This window comes from Nocardia miyunensis NBRC 108239 (genome assembly GCF_001613065.1).
Classification (GTDB): Bacteria; Actinomycetota; Actinomycetes; order Mycobacteriales; family Mycobacteriaceae; genus Nocardia; species Nocardia miyunensis.
On record NZ_BDBQ01000133.1, the window covers coordinates 12,372 to 28,921 of the forward strand.

The 16,550-nt window shown below is 65.3% G+C and carries 19 protein-coding genes and 1 pseudogene; 11 read left to right on the forward strand and 9 right to left on the reverse strand.

The window, feature by feature from the left end:
• Positions 1–32: 32 nt before the first annotated feature.
• Positions 33–632, reverse strand: coding sequence for a carboxymuconolactone decarboxylase family protein (locus tag NM2_RS43990; protein ID WP_218026114.1), 600 nt, complete (start codon positions 630–632; stop codon positions 33–35).
• A gap of 258 nt (positions 633–890) precedes the next feature.
• Here NM2_RS43990 and NM2_RS43995 point away from each other — a divergent pair, with 258 nt between their 5' ends.
• Complete coding sequence (locus NM2_RS43995; protein ID WP_067682997.1) at positions 891–1,493, forward strand: TetR/AcrR family transcriptional regulator; 603 nt, start codon at positions 891–893, stop codon at positions 1,491–1,493.
• A gap of 11 nt (positions 1,494–1,504) precedes the next feature.
• Here the strand turns inward: NM2_RS43995 and NM2_RS44000 are convergent, their stop codons facing one another.
• On the reverse strand, positions 1,505–1,696 hold the full coding sequence (locus tag NM2_RS44000) for a hypothetical protein (RefSeq protein ID WP_067682999.1): 192 nt from the start codon (positions 1,694–1,696) through the stop codon (positions 1,505–1,507).
• 195 nt (positions 1,697–1,891) lie between these two features.
• Between NM2_RS44000 and NM2_RS44005 the strand changes: the two genes are divergently transcribed.
• Positions 1,892–2,836: an SMP-30/gluconolactonase/LRE family protein gene (locus NM2_RS44005; protein ID WP_067683001.1), complete on the forward strand. Its 945-nt coding sequence runs from the start codon at positions 1,892–1,894 to the stop codon at positions 2,834–2,836.
• A gap of 44 nt (positions 2,837–2,880) precedes the next feature.
• On the opposite strand, the gene NM2_RS44010 is transcribed toward NM2_RS44005, so the two are convergent.
• The gene (locus tag NM2_RS44010; protein ID WP_067683003.1) at positions 2,881–3,075 is read right to left on the reverse strand and encodes a hypothetical protein; all 195 of its coding nucleotides are present in this window, start codon (positions 3,073–3,075) and stop codon (positions 2,881–2,883) included.
• A 346-nt stretch (positions 3,076–3,421) separates the two neighbouring features.
• Between NM2_RS44010 and NM2_RS44015 the strand changes: the two genes are divergently transcribed.
• Positions 3,422–5,338, forward strand: a complete 1,917-nt coding sequence (locus tag NM2_RS44015; RefSeq protein ID WP_067683024.1) for a potassium transporter Kup — start codon at positions 3,422–3,424, stop codon at positions 5,336–5,338.
• Between the two features lie 29 nt (positions 5,339–5,367).
• Here the strand turns inward: NM2_RS44015 and NM2_RS44020 are convergent, their stop codons facing one another.
• Positions 5,368–5,745 (reverse strand): hypothetical protein, encoded by a 378-nt coding sequence (locus NM2_RS44020; RefSeq protein WP_067683005.1) that lies wholly within the window; start codon positions 5,743–5,745, stop codon positions 5,368–5,370.
• Between the two features lie 299 nt (positions 5,746–6,044).
• On the opposite strand from NM2_RS44020, the gene NM2_RS44030 reads away from it, so the two are divergent.
• The 3 genes from NM2_RS44030 (at position 6,045) to NM2_RS44040 (ending at position 8,495) form a co-directional block, all read left to right on the forward strand.
• Positions 6,045–7,229: an AI-2E family transporter gene (locus NM2_RS44030; protein WP_084532234.1), complete on the forward strand. Its 1,185-nt coding sequence runs from the start codon at positions 6,045–6,047 to the stop codon at positions 7,227–7,229.
• 234 nt (positions 7,230–7,463) lie between these two features.
• Positions 7,464–7,760 carry a hypothetical protein gene (locus NM2_RS44035; protein ID WP_157121859.1) on the forward strand — a complete coding sequence of 99 codons (297 nt, stop codon included), beginning with the start codon at positions 7,464–7,466 and terminating at the stop codon, positions 7,758–7,760.
• A gap of 150 nt (positions 7,761–7,910) precedes the next feature.
• A complete protein-coding gene (locus tag NM2_RS44040; protein WP_067683011.1) occupies positions 7,911–8,495 on the forward strand; it encodes a hemerythrin domain-containing protein in 585 nt (194 codons plus the stop codon).
• A gap of 66 nt (positions 8,496–8,561) precedes the next feature.
• On the opposite strand, the gene NM2_RS44045 is transcribed toward NM2_RS44040, so the two are convergent.
• Positions 8,562–9,260: a PAS and ANTAR domain-containing protein gene (locus NM2_RS44045; RefSeq protein ID WP_084532236.1), complete on the reverse strand. Its 699-nt coding sequence runs from the start codon at positions 9,258–9,260 to the stop codon at positions 8,562–8,564.
• A gap of 553 nt (positions 9,261–9,813) precedes the next feature.
• Complete coding sequence (locus NM2_RS44050; protein WP_067683013.1) at positions 9,814–10,257, reverse strand: winged helix-turn-helix transcriptional regulator; 444 nt, start codon at positions 10,255–10,257, stop codon at positions 9,814–9,816.
• 85 nt (positions 10,258–10,342) lie between these two features.
• Here NM2_RS44050 and NM2_RS44055 point away from each other — a divergent pair, with 85 nt between their 5' ends.
• Together NM2_RS44055 and NM2_RS44060 are read left to right on the forward strand one after the other, a co-directional pair.
• Positions 10,343–10,831, forward strand: a complete 489-nt coding sequence (locus tag NM2_RS44055; RefSeq protein ID WP_218026115.1) for a pyridoxamine 5'-phosphate oxidase family protein — start codon at positions 10,343–10,345, stop codon at positions 10,829–10,831.
• A gap of 21 nt (positions 10,832–10,852) precedes the next feature.
• A complete protein-coding gene (locus NM2_RS44060; RefSeq protein WP_067683015.1) occupies positions 10,853–11,092 on the forward strand; it encodes a winged helix DNA-binding protein in 240 nt (79 codons plus the stop codon).
• Positions 11,093–11,173: 81 nt separating this feature from the next.
• On the opposite strand, the gene NM2_RS44065 is transcribed toward NM2_RS44060, so the two are convergent.
• Entirely contained in the window at positions 11,174–11,419 is a 246-nt protein-coding gene (locus NM2_RS44065; RefSeq protein WP_157121861.1) for a hypothetical protein, read from the reverse strand.
• An 88-nt stretch (positions 11,420–11,507) separates the two neighbouring features.
• Between NM2_RS44065 and NM2_RS44070 the strand changes: the two genes are divergently transcribed.
• Both NM2_RS44070 and NM2_RS44075 read left to right on the forward strand, forming a co-directional pair.
• Complete coding sequence (locus NM2_RS44070) at positions 11,508–12,149, forward strand: TetR/AcrR family transcriptional regulator (RefSeq protein WP_218026116.1); 642 nt, start codon at positions 11,508–11,510, stop codon at positions 12,147–12,149.
• 308 nt (positions 12,150–12,457) lie between these two features.
• Entirely contained in the window at positions 12,458–13,300 is an 843-nt protein-coding gene (locus tag NM2_RS44075) for an NmrA family NAD(P)-binding protein (RefSeq protein WP_067683019.1), read from the forward strand.
• A gap of 278 nt (positions 13,301–13,578) precedes the next feature.
• On the opposite strand, the gene NM2_RS53565 is transcribed toward NM2_RS44075, so the two are convergent.
• Both NM2_RS53565 and NM2_RS53570 read right to left on the reverse strand, forming a co-directional pair.
• The gene (locus NM2_RS53565; RefSeq protein WP_084532246.1) at positions 13,579–14,517 is read right to left on the reverse strand and encodes an alpha/beta fold hydrolase; all 939 of its coding nucleotides are present in this window, start codon (positions 14,515–14,517) and stop codon (positions 13,579–13,581) included.
• A 6-nt stretch (positions 14,518–14,523) separates the two neighbouring features.
• A pseudogene (locus NM2_RS53570) lies at positions 14,524–15,192 on the reverse strand (PIG-L deacetylase family protein); the annotation flags it as partial.
• A gap of 204 nt (positions 15,193–15,396) precedes the next feature.
• Here NM2_RS53570 and NM2_RS44090 point away from each other — a divergent pair.
• The gene (locus NM2_RS44090; protein WP_067683021.1) at positions 15,397–16,197 is read left to right on the forward strand and encodes a hypothetical protein; all 801 of its coding nucleotides are present in this window, start codon (positions 15,397–15,399) and stop codon (positions 16,195–16,197) included.
• The last annotated feature ends 353 nt before the right edge of the window (positions 16,198–16,550 follow it).

The window sequence follows — 16,550 nt, forward strand, 5'->3', positions numbered from 1 at the left end:
TCCTCCTCGAATTGTGTTGGCTGTCAATGCTTTTACTGGTCGAGGCCGACGGCGTTCGACGGGACGTCGTAGGCCGCCAGGGTGAGTGAGACCGCGCTGAACCAGCCCATCAGGACCGTCACATCGGTGATCCCGGCATCGCCGAGCAGGTTTCGGGCGCGGCGGAACAGTCCGAGCGGCACCACGCGCGCCGCGGCCAGGGTCGTGGCCAGCTCGTAGACGACCTGTCGGCGGGGGTCGTCGAAGTCGGTGGGCAGACCCGCGATGAGCGCCTGCACCTTTTCCGGGTCCAGTTCGCCGAGGACCTCGGCGATCTTCTCGTGCTCGAAAACGGCGTATGCCGCTCCCCAGCGTCCGCAGATCACGCAGGTCGCGATCTCGATCTCGGCCTTCGTCAGCGTCGAGTCGGTCTGGTAGTACGCGCCGGTCGGCGCGATCGTCCGCAACAGAGCCGGGTTCGCCGCCCAGATCTTGTGCGGGCCCGGCACGCCGCCGCGCAGCCGGACCGTGAACTCGTACGCCGCCCGCATCGGCTCGGGCATCCGCTCGACCGGCGTTTCCGTGAATCGGCCGAACGTGCCGAAGGCGTCCGGGTCCTCGATCAGGGCTTTCACCTCGTTGACGTCAGGCATGATCCGCTCCCGCATCGAGTTGTCCGGCCGGCACGTCGTAGGCGTTGAGCAGGACGCCCAGCGCCAGATAGTGGACGACTGTGAACACCACCGCGTCGAAGCCGGCCCGGCCGAGTGTTTCCAGCTGCCGGAGGGATCAGAGGCAATCGCATCGATCTTCTTCCTCACACTATGGAGTCGAGTAAAAGAGGACGGATATCCGCTTTCGATAAGCTACGCTCGACGAGGCGAGAGTGTCAACGCAGGAAGGGATGGCCGATGCCGCGAGTGAGCCAGCAGTACAAGGACGATCAGCGTGCCGAAATTCTGGTGGCCGCGCGACGGTGCTTCGTGCGCAACGGTTTTCATCAGACGACCATGCAGGACGTGTTCGCCGAGGCCGGGAAGTCCGCGGGGGCTGTCTACCGGTATTTCCCCAAGAAGGAGGACATGATCGTCGGCGTCGCCGCGGCGAACCTCGACGAGGTCGCCGAGGTGCTGCGTGCCGCGGTGGCCGACGGTGACGGCGAAGGCGGGGCCGGTGAGGTGATGGCGCGGCTGCTCGAGACCGTGATCGAACGACACCGTGACGAGCAGCTGGCCGCGGTGGCGTTGATGGTCTGGTCGGAGGCTCTGCGCAATCCCGCACTGGCCCAACGACTTCGAGCGGCGGCGACCGTCATGAGCCGAGATATCGCCGGGCTCGTGCGGGTGCGCGAAGAATCCCGGAGCGGGGCGTCGGCGGACGCACTCGCCCGGGTGATCTTGTCGATCCTGCCGGGGTTCCTGGTCAACCTGGCCCTGCTCAGCCCCGAAGGGGTGGCCGGATTCCCCGACGCCGTCCGAACGTTGTGGTCCAGTCGAACCGATCCCGTTCGCTGATCAACCGCCGCTTATTTCAATTCGGACAGATCCAGTCCCAGCATGTCCAGCAGTTGTGCGCACTCTGCGGCGTCGTGTGCGTGGTCTGCGACGGTCTTGGCAGCCAACGCGCTTCGCTCGAGGTGGATCGCCTTCTCGGCGGCGCGACTGTCCGCGAAAGGGATTGCCGGATCGGCGAAACGATCGCTTCGGGCCGTGGTCATGAAGCTCCTTGCGGGTAGCCCCGACCGAACGCCTGGTGCCTGCGATCGAGGGCTGAAAACCCGACCACGACCCACCGCATCCCGCATGATGCCCGAAGGTCGTGTTCGGTCGAACCGACGTTACCCTGTCGATCGCCGCAGTACTCGACTATGGGTCCACCGGATGATGCGATGAACCTCGAGAGAAGGTAGATCATGAACATTCTGCGCGCTGCCGCCGCGACAATGGCCGCGTCGGCCCTCACCGCGTTGGCCTGCGTGGTCGCACCGGCCACGCAGGCCGCGGTGATCTGCTCGGGTGCGGGGCAGGCGAGCGTTCGTGTCGGATCCGTGCCCGGCGCCGCCTTCGAGGGCCTCACCGTCGACCCGCGCGGCCGCGCGTATGTCACCGACTTGACCTCGGGCCGGGTGTTCCGCATCGACGCCCCCGGCGCGCCCGCGGTCTCGGTCGCCACCGTGCCCGGCGCGGGCGGGCTGGCCTGGACCCCGGACGGGAAGCTGCTGATCGGTTACGGATCGAACCCGGGTGTGATCGTCGGAGACGCCGTGCGCGCGGCGGGTATCGACGAATTCGACCCTGCCACCGGCGCTCTCACCCCGTTCGCCGCGGGCCTGAGCGCCGCCAGCGGCCTTGCCGTCGGACCCGACGGAACCGCTTATGCCACCAACGATTTCGGTACCCTGATCGGCCGTATTCGCCCCGGGGGCGCCGCGCGGGCGGACTGGACCAGCTTTCCCAGCGCCAACGGCGCGGTGCTCGACCCGGCAGGCCGATTCCTCTACGTCTCACGCACTTTCAGCAACCCCGGCGTCAGCCGCATCCCGATCGGCAGTCCCGGCACCCCGCAGTCACTGCTCGACCTGAGTGGGACCGACATCACCGCCGCTCCGGACGGCCTGACGCTGGATTCATCGAACCGGCCGGTGGTGCCGTTCAACCCGTCGGGCCGGATCGTGCGGGTCGACGCCCCCGGCCATTATTGCGAACTCGGCACCGCGGGCCCCACGACCAGTGTCGTCAGCTACGGCCGCGGCTCGACGGGCTTCTCCGCCGGCCGGCTGTTCGCCGCGACCTTCGGCGGAGTCGTCTACGAGATCCCCGGCGGATTCGATCCGCACGCCACCACCGCAACTCCCTGACATCGGCCGCTCCTGGCCGGTGCCCAGCCACGCTGACGCTGGGGTCAGTCGATGCAGAATGCCGACGATCCGGTCGAGAGCAGACAACCCAACGGATCCGGCGAGATGGTCAGCGGCCCCAGCGCCGGTGTCACACGGGCCGGTGTCTGCGCTGTGGCGGAACCCGAACTCGCACCCAGTGCCGCTGCGGCGAGTACGGCACATACGCCCAGCTCGGCGAGAAGGTGACGATTCGACATGACAGACTCCAATCCGCAACCCCTACTACCGAGCCTCGGCAGTAGCTACCGACAGCCATAACCGGAGTCGACGATTTCAATCGCGGCCGGCGTCATCTTTCAGCGAGCACTCGAGACCGGACAGTTCCCCGCCGTGCCGCCGCCCGCCTCGCACTGGCCCGACGGAGGCCTGCACGGCCTCGCCGCGCCGTGGTCGCGGTGTGGCAGGGCCGGGGCGGCGGCATCGGCGGGTGAGGGCTCGGACCGCCGGGGACGGTATTGTCCGCGAGGATGCGTGAGCATCCCGCCAGCAGCCGCGCCGAGGAGGATCCGACCGGTGACCGACAGTGCATCAGTGACCACATCGATGCCGGGACATGGTGCGGGCGTGGGCAATCCGGTCCGTCTCGCGCTGATCGTCGGCGCGTTGGGGGTGGTGTTCGGTGATATCGGCACCAGCCCGATCTACACCCTGCAAACGGTTTTCGACCCGCACGACCCGCATCCGGTCCCGGTCAGCACCGACAACGTGTTCGGGGTGGTGTCCCTGGTGTTCTGGTCGGTGATGATCATCGTCACCGTCACCTATGTATTGCTTGCCATGCGGGCCGACCATGACGGTGAGGGCGGCATCATGGCCCTGATCACCCTGCTGCGGCGATCGAGCGCACCCCGGGGTCGGCGGGTCGCGCTCGTGCTCGCGGCGCTGGGGATCTTCGGGGCGTCGCTGTTCTTCGGCGACAGCATGATCACTCCGGCGATCTCGGTGCTGTCCTCGGTCGAGGGCCTCGAGGTCGTGCAGCCGTCGTTGGAACGGTTGGTCGTGCCGATCACCGCGGTCATCATCATCGGCTTGTTCCTGGTGCAACGCCATGGCACAGCGGTCGTCGGGCGCATGTTCGGGCCGGTGATGATCGTGTGGTTCACCGCGATCGGCGCTTGCGGGATCGCCGGCATCACCCGGCATCCGCAGATTCTGAAGGCCTTGTCGCCGACGTATGCGCTCGGTTTCCTGTTCGGGCATTTCGGCACCGCGTTCTTCGCGCTCGCGGCGGTCGTGCTCGCGGTCACCGGAGCTGAGGCCCTGTATGCGGACATGGGGCATTTCGGTCGCCGCGCGATCACCCGCGCCTGGCTGCTGCTGGTGTTCCCGGCCTGCATCCTGAGCTACTTCGGGCAGGGCGCGCTGATCCTGGACGACCCGGCCAATATCAGCAGCCCGTTCTTCCTGCTCGTGCCCGGCTGGGGACGCCTGCCGATGGTGCTGCTGGCCACCGCCGCCACCGTGATCGCCTCTCAGGCCGTGATCACCGGCGCCTTCTCGGTCACCTCCCAGGCTGCCCAGCTGGGCTACCTGCCTCGGCTGCGTATCACCCACACCTCCGAATCCACCATCGGGCAAATCTATGTGCCCTGGATCAACTGGCTGCTCATGGTGTCGGTGCTGACGCTGGTGTTCGCCTTCCGCAGCTCCACGGCGTTGGCGTTCGCGTTCGGCATGGCCGTCACCGGCACGATCACCATCACCACGCTGCTGTTCTTCTATGTCGCCCGAGTGAAATGGCGGACTCCGTGGTGGCTGATCTCGCTCGGCGCGGTCCCACTGCTGATCATCGACCTGCTGTTCGTCGCCGCCAATCTGACCAAACTGGTCCACGGCGCGTGGCTGCCGCTGCTGATCGCGCTCACCGCCTTCACCGTGATGACCACCTGGCAGCGCGGACGCCACATCGTCACCGCGGAGCGGGAACGTCACGAGGGCGCGCTGCGCGTGTTCGTCGACGACCTCGCCGCCGGGAAGCCGCCCACGCTGAAGGTGCCCGGCACCGCGGTCTTCCTGAACCGGGGCAAGCACACCGCGCCACTTGCCATGCGCGCCAACGTCGAACACAACCACGTCCGCCACGAACACGTCGTGGTCCTGTCCATCCAGACCGAACCCGTCCCGCGGCTCGCCGAGGGCGAGCGCATCTCCGTGGACAATCTCGGCCATGGCGACGACGGGATCACCCATGTCACCGCGCGCTACGGTTACATGGAGAACCCGAACGTCCCCGCTGCTCTGGCGAGCGTCGACCCCGCCGACACAGAGGGGCGGCTCGATCTGGATCAGGCCTCGTATTTCCTGTCCAAGATCGACCTACGAGTCGGTGACCAGCCGTCGATGGCTTTGTGGCGCAAACACCTGTTCATCGCCACCTCCTACATCACCGCGGATGCCGCCGAATATTTCGGTCTGCCCCGCGACCGCACCGTCATCATGGGCTCCCACATCGAGGTATAGGAACAAGCTCCCGGATGCGCTATCCGGAATCAGTCCGTCTTCTCACCCGATTTCTTCTCATCTGATTTCGAGTCCGGGTCGACTTTGTCCGCGCGCTCCCGTTCCCTGTCCAACTCGGTTCGCGAATCTGCCGCATCGCCGCGATGGACGTGCGCTTGCTGGGCGAGCTGCTCGGCTTGTGCCGCTTTGACTTCGGCTTCCGCCTTCGCCGCGCGGCTCCGGGCGGCTGTCTCTTCCGCTCGCGCTTCTCGCTGACCGACCTCTAATTCCTGTTCCGCGGCGCGTTCGCGGATACTTTCGGCTTCGGCCCTCTGGTGTTCGCGCCGTTTGCGCATCAAAACCCAGGCCACAAGAAAAACGATTACAACAGCAACCACAATGATCACAATCACAATGGTGGTGCTCATCTTTCGACTCCTCGCACTCTGCCCCCGTCCACCCTAACGCCGTTCGGCCGCACCGAACCGAAAAATTGGACACGGACTCGAGTGGGCGACCTCGGAGCAGCGATCCGAATTTATCTGTTCGCCGAATTCATATTCTCTCGGCGTCGAATAAGTGAGCGAGAAATTTCCCGCTGAATGTTGTTGTAGCAGTTTGCGATCCAGTCGATTGTTGTGCACCGGGTCTATGCGCTGGTCGGCCATGGCCGTGTGATCGGCCGGATCGACCGTTTGGCCGGTGCCGGGAAGGTTATCGCCCACATATGGACAGCAACGTTCCCGCGGCGGACGACGGGCACAATTCCGGTATCGGACAGCCACATTCCAGGCGTGAGGGCGAGCCGATCACCAACGCGGAGGCCGCGGCGGCGCAGGCGAGCACGCCCGCGCACCCATTGGGACGGCCGGGCCGGTTGTTCGACCGTCGCTCACCTTTCCTGGTCGGGTTGACCGGCGCTGCCGGAGTCGCGGTCACGTACGCGCTGATCCAGGCGATTCTCGCGGCAGGGCAGGCGCTGACATTGATCGTGGTGGCATTCTTTCTGGCCGTCGGCCTCGAGCCCGCGGTGTCCTGGCTGGTCCGGCGCCGACTGCCGCGATGGGCCGCGGTCACAGTCGTGCTGTTGTTGGCGGTCGGGCTGTTCGCTGGATTTCTGGCAGTGGTCGTGCCTCCGCTGGTCTCGCAGGGAACCGCGTTCGCTCACAAGGCTCCCGAATACCTCCACCATCTCGGACAGCGGTACCCGATCATCAATACCGTCGATTCTCGCTTCCACCTGCAAGACCAGGTTCGTCATTCGCTCGGTGCGGAATCGCCCCGGCTGGCCGGCGGCGTCCTGGACATCGGCCGGGCGATTTTCGGGGCGGTGACCGCGACGGCGATCGCGTTCGTACTCACCGCCTATTTCATGTCCGACTTCAGGCGTGTGCGCAGCACCATATACCGGCTGTTCCCGCGTGAGCGCCGCCCGCGCGCCATCCTCATCGGCGACGAGATCTTCGCCAAGGTCGGTGCCTACATCCTCGGGAACCTGGTGATCTCACTGATCACCGGTGTACTGACGTTGATCTGGCTGCTGATCTTCGGTGTGCCGTATGCGTTGGTACTCGCGGTGCTGGTGGCCGTGCTGGATCTCATCCCCATCGTCGGGTCCACGGCGGCGGGAGTCATCGTCGCCGGGGTGTCGTTGACGGTCTCGGTCCCGGTGATGATCTCGACGCTGGCCTTCTTCATCGCCCTGCGCCTGGTCGAGGACTATCTGCTGGTCCCGCGAATCATCGGACGCGCGGTCCGCGTGCCGGCGCTGGTCACGGTGATCTCGGTGCTGCTGGGCGGTGCGCTACTCGGCGTGGTCGGTGCGCTGCTGGCGATCCCGGTCGCCGCAGCCCTACTGCTCGTAGTCCGCGAAACCGTGTTCCCGTCACTGGACCAGACCCACACCGAGTGAGCGGAGACTTTTACCACAGTGACCGGCCGCGGCGAGCCTTCGATCGAGTGGTGGACGCTGCCGACTTCCTTGCCGGGCAATCATTTCCGCTGACGCTGCGGTCGAGCATCAGTTGGTCCGGAAGTTCCTGTGGTATCGGAGATTCGGCGCGCTTGCCGATTCGGATCGGGGAAGCCGGGTAATGCGACCAAGGTAACCGAGCATGGCACCGAGGCTGTATTCGAGGTGGACACTGTGATGAACAATGTTGGCGCGCAGACCCTTTCGCTGGATGATGCGGCAGACATCATTCACTCGGATGAGGCGCGACCGGGGAAAAAGCTGGCGGATGCGGGGAATTGGGCTGGTTTCGTACTGTTGCTGTTCGCCGCGCTTGCGGGGATCGGCGCGGTAATCGCCACTGTCGCGGGCTTTTTCAGTACCGGAGCCATCAGCGCTGTTCTGGCTGCGGTCGGTATCGGCGCGGGGATGGCCGTGATCGCTGTGGTCAATCGGTGGCACCTGCGTGTGTCTCGAGGTCACTCCGGGTGATCAGGGCCATTCCATCGCCGTCAGCGGGCGAGTCGCGACAGCGCATGCCGCGATGGTTCGGGAGTGTTTTCCCGGCTTCGGGTCGGGGAGCCGCTGGATTCCGCACGATGAGGCTGAAAGGCACGATGAGGCTGAAAGGAAATTGTTCGTATGGATGTGTTGACTGTGTTGCTTGCGGACCACAATGTGGTGCTGCGCCTTCTGAGATCGCTCGAACGCGCCCCGAGAGAGGTCGAGCAAGCTCGTGCCGATCTGGTGACCAGTCTGGTCATCACCGAATCCGGACACGAAGCGGTGGAGGAGCAGTACTTCTGGCCGCTGGTTCGCAAAATGGTGCCGGACGGAGATGTGCTGGCCGATCACGCCATCGAGCAGGAGAAGACGGGAAAGTACCTGTTGCGGCGACTCGAGGACGGGCCGGTCGGCAGTCCGGAATTCGAGGAGGCGCTGGCGACGTTCGTTCCGGCGGCGCGCGAGCACATCAATTTCGAGCAGACCCGGGTCTGGCCGCTCCTGCGGCAGTTCTGTTCGACGGAGCAGCTCGAGGTGGTCGGGGAGAAGATGGCCGCGGCCAGGAAGCTGGCCCCGACACGTCCGCATCCGAAGACCCCGGCCCATCCGGTTGTGCAGAAGGCCGGGGGGATGGCTGTCGCCGCGTTGGACAGGGTCCGTGACCTGGTCACCGCGCGCCGCAACCGCCAGCCGTCGGGACCGTGGATTCGAGACCGGGGATGAGCACGCCGTGCGGCTGGAATTGGCGCAGTGCCGCGCGCATCACCCGGGGCACGACGTACCTCCTCACTACGCCTGAAGGTCCTTGGCGGGGATTCGTTCGTGCAGGGTGAGCAGGATGTGGTCGAACTGGGACACGGTCGCCGGCTCTGGTGGCGGGAGCGTGGGTAGTTCGGTGATGAGTTGTTCGGCCAGGTCACGCAGTTTGACGTTGGTCTCCTGCGAACGCCAGGTCAGGACGCTGAATGCCTGGGCGCTGGTGATCCGGTACATGCGCATCAGTACGCCTTTGGCTTGCTCGATGACCGCGCGTGTTTCGACGATCTCGGGCAGTCGTCGCCCGACGGCTTCCTGTCCGGCGTCGGCGATGGTGTCGGACAGGTCGATGTAGAACCCGGCGGTCCCGATCGGATGGCCCTGATCGTCCAGGACCTGGTCGGCCACGACCATCACCGAGTGCTCGACGCCATGGGTGTCGATGAACCTGTGTCGGCTGGAGAAGGGCTCGCCCTGGTTCTCGGAGCGGGCGATGGCTTCGGCGACGTGTTCGCGGTCCTCGGGATGTTTGTGCGCGAGCAGCAGTTCGGTGGTCGGTTCGATCTCGCCGGGCTCGTAGCCGTGCATCCGGTAGATCTCCGGCGACCATTCCCACCGATGGTCGGCGAACCAGAACCGGAAACTACCTGCCCGAGGCTGGTACTCGGCGGTTTGTTCCGGCAGCGTGAGTGGCGCGCTGTCGCCGGAAGGAGGTGTAGAAGCAGACTGCACCTTCTAATTATTCGCAAGGACATCACCGGCGAGCACAGCGGCCCCGATTTCGGCGTGACGCTCCGTTGCGCAGACTGCTCTCATCAGCGCATACGACCTGTTTCGGGATGGCGGTGGCCGCCCGCCACGACGCTGCCTCCAGGTTCGCAATCGAGGCTGCTGGGACGGGTACCGAGGCGGTGCTTCCCAGTAGCTCTACAACACCGAGGGCCGCTGACCTTTCAGCAGGTCAGCGGCGGTGTGCGAGTGGACCTCGGGGGAGGTTGCTATAACCCGAAATCGCAGGTAGAAGCGCTGGAAGCACTACGGCGAAAGGTTCTGTGCCGGGTGCCGCTCCAGAGGGCAGTTGTGCCGGACGCCGTTGAGCGGATAGGAGGATACCGTCCTGTTTTTCCGCGTGCGGGTCGGCGATGCGGGTGAATTCGTGCTGGGCCGAGGCATCGATGAACGCCCTCAGCGACGGGTCGGTTCCGCGCAAGTGCACTGTCGGATCGATAGGCGGCTGGGCTTCACGAATCTTGCTGTGACGCAGCCTTTCGCATATGTCGACGGATCAGTCCGATGCAGACCGCGGGTTCGCGGAGGTGGACTGCTCGTCATAGGTTTTGCGCGCCACGGCGATCGTGTGTCGATGGCGATCGGCCCAGTCGGTCAACGTCAGCAGAGTTCGATAGAGCTCGCGTGCCATCGGCGTGGCTTCGTATTCGGTCTTGGGCGGGACCGACGGGTAGACCGTGCGAGTCAGCAGGCCGTCGCGTTCGAGGTTGCGAAGGGTCAGTGTGAGCATTCGCCTGCTGATGCCGTCGATTTCGCGTTCGAGTTCGGTGAAGCGCATCGGATGCCGGGTTGTCCTGAGCAGGATGCCGATCGCCCATTTGCCGCTGACCCGGTTGATGACCTCCAGTACCGAACACGCCTGGTCGAGAGCTGAGTCACGCGAATCGTCATCGGCGGCCTCATCCACGTGGACAGGAACATCGCTGTGCCTCTGGAACATCGAAGTGCCTTCTTCCCTCGGGGGTGCCTGTGACAGATCATGCACTTGGTAACAAATAGTGCACCATGAGAATCGAGAGGTCACCGTGACCGATATCCAGCAGGCGAAGTACGAGCCGGGGCGAGGAGCGTCGCCGACGCGGCTGTCGGCCGAACAGTTGGGCGATTTCCTCGCGGAGCATCAGATGGGAGCCCTGGCGACCATCAAGCGCGACGGACATCCACACCTGTCGACCGTTGCGTACCAATGGAATCCTGCCGCACGGCTGATCTCGATCGGCTCCACAGCTGATCGTCTCAAAGTCCGTCAGCTGGTCCGTGATCCGCATGCCGCGTTGTACGTGAGCAGCCCGGACCACCTCACCTTCGCGGTCGCCGAGGGCACCGCGGAGATCTCTCCGGTCAGCACCGTCCCCGGCGACGCCACCGGCCGCGAACTACTCGCCCTGTTTCCCGGATTCGACAATCCTGCCGACACGCAGGCATTCCTTGCAAACATGGTCGAGGACAATCGGCTGGTCATCAGACTCCGAGTCACCAAGCTGTACGGCGATACCCTCGCTGGCGACCGGTAGGGCCTGGATAGCCCGTGTCCGATGCCGGGAAGTGCGCGCGCCGGGCGGGCGGAGCGGCTCGGCTGCGAGGATGACGGCCGTGGCGTGTGGGCGGTATTGACCGCGGCGGGCTGGGACAAGTTGGTCGAGACCGCTCCAGGGCATGTGGAGACGGTTCGCAGGCGTCTGTTCGATGCTCTCACGCCCGACGAGGTGAGTCGGCTGGGTGATGTGCTGTCCCGGTTGATTATCGACGTTCGCTACCAACTGGTCGGCGGCTGAACCATCGAGATGTCCTGCTGCCGTCGCAACCAGGGAAAACCGCTCGATAAGCGGCATTTCAGGGCGACCGCAGCGGCGTGCCTACGCAGCGGCATCGATGCAGGTGACCGTCCTTGCCATCACGGCACCGTCGTCGAAGGTGATTGCGGCGGCGACCCGGTAACGCGGATCCGCTGCCTCCCACATCTCGGCAAGCGGATCGTCGGTGCCGAACACGATTCTGGTGAACTGATAGTCCGGCTCGATGACGGTCCCGTCGGACTGATAGGTGGACACCATGATCCAGTCACTATTACCCCTGGCACGGGCGTCGAACCGCGCCAGCACCGCCGTCTCCGTATGAGCCGGTCACGATATGTATCACTCCAATGATGTGGTGGAGTACACATTTGTTGCCGACCATATACTCTTGGGGATGGACACGGACGGCATGGGATTGCGTGAGCGCAAGAAGGCGCGTACCCGGCGGCTGATCGCCGATACCGCCGCGCGGTTGTTCGCCGAACATGGCTATGAGCAGGTTGCTGTCGCTGATGTCGCGCGTGTGGCCGAGGTGGCCGAGCAGACTGTCTACAACTACTTCCCAGCCAAGGATCAGCTGGTCACCGACCGTGACGAGCAGATTCGCGATCGCCTGTGCGAGCTGATCCGGACCCGGCCGTCCGGTGTCAGTGCGGCAGCTGCGATCCGCGAAGACATGCTGCGGTCCGTTGCCGGAATTCGGGACGTCCCCCCCGAGCTGTGGCGCGGTGAGCTCGGGCATCTCGCGGCGATCAGTCCGGCGGTGCACCGCTTGGCCCTGGAGATGACCGACCGCCAGGCCGCGGCGTTCGCGCAGGCCATCGCCGACACCACGGCGGTCGCACCGGAGATTGCCCGGCTGCATGGGATCGCACTGTCCAGCGTGTGGCAGATCATTATCGACGAGGCGGGCGAACGCACCCGCAACGGGCAGGACCAGGCACGGATAGCCAAGGAGCTGTACCCGATCGTGGCGAACATCCTCGACGAGATCGACCGCTGGTTGAGCGGCGCCGAACCGTCGACCCCGGCCTGACCGGTCCGGTCCGTATCGCGAATTATCAACCGGCACCGAACGATTCCCGATCCGGACAAGGTTGTCGCCGCACATATGCCGGTGGCAGTCGCGAGTCGGGGCGCGACCACTTGTAGGCGCCGAACCGTAACCACTCCCGCATCGCTCTTGCGCAGGATCTCGCATTCCACGCTTCACGAACCTATGACGGCTGCCGCACATCTCATGCAACTTTAGTGTCAATGCTAATATTAGAGCCTCTACAAAATTCGACCGGGGTGCACTGCTCGACCCGGGTCGACACCCTGCTCTCGCACTAGGACATCGCCATGATCCTCATCACCACCGCCGGCAAGGTCGGCTCCGAAGCAGCGCGCATCCTCGCTGAACGCGGTGTGCCCGTTCGCGTTCTGGTCCGCGACCGGCAGCGGGCGAACGCGCTGGCACTGGCGGGCGCGGAGGTCGTCGAAGGTGATCTGACGGCGCCGGAGACCGTCGACGCCGCCATGCACGGCGTGTCCGGCGTCGTGCTCGTCAGTCCCGCGATCCCCGCGCAGGAGATCGCCGTCATCGACAGCGCAGTGCGCGCCGGCGCCGGTCACGTCGTCAAAGTCACCAGCGACTCCTCGGCGACGTCGCCTATCGCGCGGCGGCGCGGCCAGGCGGAAATCGAGGACGCGCTGATTGCCTCCGGACTGAGCTACACGCTGTTGAAAAACAACGCCTACATGCAGAACTTCCTCATGCTCGCGCCCGCGATCGCCGCGACCGACAGCTTCACCGCGGCGGCGGAGGACGGCCGCGTCGGCATGATCGATGCACGTGACGTCGCCGCCATCGCCGCCGAGATCGCCACCGCACCAACCGATCACGCGAAAAAGACCTACTGGCCCACCGGCCCCGAGACACTGTCCTACGCAGACGCTGCGACGGTGCTGTCGAAGGTGCTCGATCGGCAGATCACCTATCGCCCGATATCGGTCGAACAACAGCGACAGGCGATGATCGACCTCGGCCTTCCCGCACCCATCGCCGACGACAATGCGAAGGCACTGGGCCTGTTCGCCGAGGGCGACGCGGACTACCTCACCGACGACCTACCCACGATTCTCGGCCGTCCGGGACGAACCTTCCAGCAGTTCGTCACCGAGTTCGCCACGGCATTCGCATAAAAGCAGTTGTCGACCAGGTGAACTGCCGCTCGCGGCTGGCCCGCTACATGACACGCTGACGACAGCGAACATCCGCTAATCGGCATGTGCGGACATCTCAGCGGCAGCTCGATCTCGGGTTGCGGACCGCCCGTCCCGCGGCGTGAGCGGATGCTTTGTACGACTGGTGGTCGGTCTCGGGAGGAGCGGTCGGGACGATCATGGGGTCCGGCTGATCGCTGCTGATATCGCAATGTCAGAACTGTGTGGACGACCTCGCTGCTGCGTGCGAGGTGAGCCTAGAAGAGTTTCGGTGTGGTCGGCAGCACATCGTCGAGGAACGCGTTCACCATCGGCGCCAGTACCGTCGACTGGCCGAAGATGCCGATATGCGATGTCGCCGGCAGAATGACCAAGCGCGCGGCCGGAATTCTCTGTAGCGTCCCTGGCGCTGCGGCTTCCTCGTCGCCGCCACCACGCAGTGTGAACATCGCCAGCGCGTGCTCGGGCTTCACCGCATCCGTATCACCGGCGATGATCATCGTTTTCGCGGAGATCGAACGCATCTGCGCGTCGCTGATGTTCTGATCGTTGATCGCCAGGCGCTTCATCTTTTGGAGGTAGGCGTCGAAGGCCGCGGGGTCGGGGGTGTGCTGCTTGAACGCCTTCTCGACGGAGGTACCGGCGAACGCTGCCGCGTTGAGACCTCTGATGTCCTCTATCACGGACGGGTACCAGCCGTCGGCGCGGTAGGTGGCCGCCAACGAGACCAGCTTGCTGACGAGATTCGGGTGACGGAGCGCGAGTTGTATTGCGACCCCGCCGCCTTGCGAGTAGCCCAGCACGTCCGCGTGCTCGATCTGCAACGCGCGCAGCAACGCCGCGGCGTCGTCGGCGAACTGCTCGTACGACATTTCGCGCGAAGTATCCGGAGTGCGGCCGTGCCCTTGCTGATCGAAGACGATCACGGTGCGCGTGCCCGCGAACGCGGACACCCACCACTTCATCGAGTCGGTGGCCATGAACCCGCCAGGGATGAGCAGCAGCGGCGACGTTTCCCGCGGGTCGAGTTCTCCATACACTTCGTAATAGATGCTGAGACCGTTGAGTGGCAGGTGACCGCTGCTCGACGGGTTCGTCGGGACCTCTTCGTCTGCGTCCTGCGGGTCGTCGCTGGCGAGTCCCGGAGGTGCTTGCAGGTCGTGGGCGCGGAACAGGACGGCGTGCTCGACGCCCATGGTCTTGCCGCTGATCGAGGTGAAGTGCGGGATGAAGTCCTCGGGGGCGGGGTGGTCCGGGAGCGCGGCCAGGTACGCGGCGTGCGCCTTCAGGGAGGCGACGCCGCGGCGCAGCGACTCCCCGGTGACCTCGACGCCGTGGGTCGCGGAGCCGGCGAGTGCGGGGACGATGTACCAGCGCACGGAGTGCTGTTCGAGGCCTTCGTGGTCGATCTGCTCCGGGAAGACCCACCGGTTGCCCGCGTCGCGCACCGCGTCGAGGGTTGCGAGTCCGGCCGCGCGGTGGTCGGCCTGGTCGAAGCCGTAGGGCGTCTCGATGTCGTATCCGCCGCCGAGTACGACGTCGGGCTTGAACCGGCGGATCTCCCTGCAGATGTCCCGGCGCAGGTCGAGGCCGTAGACGAGCACGCCGTCGGGATGTTCGAGGACGGTCAGGTGCTCGACACCGACGACGGCGCAGGCGGCCTGCTGCTCGGCGGCGCGCAGGCGTGCGGTCTCCGCGGGAGGGTTCGGCATGCCGGCCTCGCCGCGGGTGAGCAGCAGATAACCGACCTCGATACCGCGCGCGGTCCAGCGTGCGACGGCCGCGGACGTGCCGTATTCCATGTCGTCAGGATGCGCGACGACGCAGAGCACACGCCGGAAGGACTCCTCGGGCAGGGTAGGCAATGTCATGCGGCCATCCTTGCGCGACCGGGACCCGCCGTCCGGCGTTTCGGACCTGCCGACAAACCTCGGCCGGCAGATAGCGAGCCGGGCGGTGGGCCCGGTGCAGCTGCTCTGGTTTGCGTATCGCCGGGGCGATGAATTTACTTGCTGCCCAGCGTCTTCCACTGTGACAGTCCCGTGGGAGGCGCCCTGATCGGCTGCCATTACCGGATGTTCGACGACGAGATTCGCGGGCCCGCAGTGAATCGAGGCGTCATTTCCGACTCCCGCAGAGTGTGTGGCGTGAAGGGGCAAGTGATCCGGGTGGGGGGCATCCAGCCGGTTGTGAGCGTGCTGCTGCACAATCACGGGGCTATGAATTCGTTGTTCTCGATCGTTCCGCTGGCGGTGGTGGACTCCGCGAATGTCCTGGCGTTGCTTGCGGTCTCGTTTGTGTGGATATCGAGCGCATCGCGGTGGGCGTATGCGAGGACAGCCGTGTCGTTCATGATTGGTGGGGTCGGCGGGCTCGTGCTGACCCTGGTGTTCTCGTTCACGGTGATCCTGCAACTTGTGCACCGGGCCCTCAACTCGCTGTCTCCGGCGGCTGTTGCGGTGATCGTGGTGGTGATCGCGCTACTGGTCATCGGTGTGGCGGTGCGCGGATTCCTCCGCCCACCGATGTCGCTGCCGGTGCATCACGATCTGCACCCGGTCGCGGCCAGCGCGCTCGGTCTGATCACCTGGACGGCCCAGTCGCTGACCTCGGCACCGTTCTACGGGGCCATCGCCGTAATGGCCAATGAGACCATTGCCTCGCGCCTGGGACTGTCCACGGTCTTCGTCGTGATCGCGGTTGCGCCGGTCGCCGCGCTCACGATCGCGCTCTTGCTCTGTCCCACCACGGCCGGACACCGCATGCTCGCCCACCTGCAGGCAGCACTGCCGATGACATCGCGGATCGTCGCGGCAATCCTCATCGTCGCCGCCGTTGCCGCAGCCGCCATCGGACTCAGGGTCATCCTCAGTTAGCTGCGCGGGCTTGGACACCCATCAACGCGGGTGCAGAGGACTTCGGACGTCTGTGCAGGCGACTCCGGAAAGTGATATCGACGCTTCGAAGTCGCCTGTGGGTTGGCTGGCGTGTGCCGAATCTCGCGCCGCCGCGAGCAGCGCCTCGAACTGCAGATGCGAAAGTCCCAGCGTCGGAGACTCATTCGATACCCGTGGTCGGCGCACGTACGGGTTGCGGTCGGGTCGCACCAGACGTATCAAGATTGAGGATCCGGCCCGGTTCTCGTGGATTGTGTGTTGACACCGACTGGGGTGAAGGGGGAGGAGCTTGATGCTGCATGTTCGCGACTACGGGGGCAGGGGCGTGCCTT

What these genes read in the sequence shown, in the direction of transcription:
- NM2_RS43990 (WP_218026114.1), bottom strand. Translation starts at nt 632, where the DNA reads ATGCCTGACGTCAACGAGGTGAAAGCCCTGATCGAGGACCCGGACGCC.
- NM2_RS43995 (WP_067682997.1), top strand. Translation starts at nt 891, where the DNA reads ATGCCGCGAGTGAGCCAGCAGTACAAGGACGATCAGCGTGCCGAAATT.
- NM2_RS44000 (WP_067682999.1), bottom strand. Translation starts at nt 1,696, where the DNA reads ATGACCACGGCCCGAAGCGATCGTTTCGCCGATCCGGCAATCCCTTTC.
- NM2_RS44005 (WP_067683001.1), top strand. Translation starts at nt 1,892, where the DNA reads ATGAACATTCTGCGCGCTGCCGCCGCGACAATGGCCGCGTCGGCCCTC.
- NM2_RS44010 (WP_067683003.1), bottom strand. Translation starts at nt 3,075, where the DNA reads ATGTCGAATCGTCACCTTCTCGCCGAGCTGGGCGTATGTGCCGTACTC.
- NM2_RS44015 (WP_067683024.1), top strand. Translation starts at nt 3,422, where the DNA reads ATGCCGGGACATGGTGCGGGCGTGGGCAATCCGGTCCGTCTCGCGCTG.
- NM2_RS44020 (WP_067683005.1), bottom strand. Translation starts at nt 5,745, where the DNA reads ATGAGCACCACCATTGTGATTGTGATCATTGTGGTTGCTGTTGTAATC.
- NM2_RS44030 (WP_084532234.1), top strand. Translation starts at nt 6,045, where the DNA reads ATGGACAGCAACGTTCCCGCGGCGGACGACGGGCACAATTCCGGTATC.
- NM2_RS44040 (WP_067683011.1), top strand. Translation starts at nt 7,911, where the DNA reads ATGGATGTGTTGACTGTGTTGCTTGCGGACCACAATGTGGTGCTGCGC.
- NM2_RS44050 (WP_067683013.1), bottom strand. Translation starts at nt 10,257, where the DNA reads ATGTTCCAGAGGCACAGCGATGTTCCTGTCCACGTGGATGAGGCCGCC.
- NM2_RS44060 (WP_067683015.1), top strand. Translation starts at nt 10,853, where the DNA reads ATGCCGGGAAGTGCGCGCGCCGGGCGGGCGGAGCGGCTCGGCTGCGAG.
- NM2_RS44070 (WP_218026116.1), top strand. Translation starts at nt 11,508, where the DNA reads ATGGACACGGACGGCATGGGATTGCGTGAGCGCAAGAAGGCGCGTACC.
- NM2_RS44075 (WP_067683019.1), top strand. Translation starts at nt 12,458, where the DNA reads ATGATCCTCATCACCACCGCCGGCAAGGTCGGCTCCGAAGCAGCGCGC.
- NM2_RS53565 (WP_084532246.1), bottom strand. Translation starts at nt 14,517, where the DNA reads ATGGGCGTCGAGCACGCCGTCCTGTTCCGCGCCCACGACCTGCAAGCA.
- NM2_RS44090 (WP_067683021.1), top strand. Translation starts at nt 15,397, where the DNA reads ATGTTCGACGACGAGATTCGCGGGCCCGCAGTGAATCGAGGCGTCATT.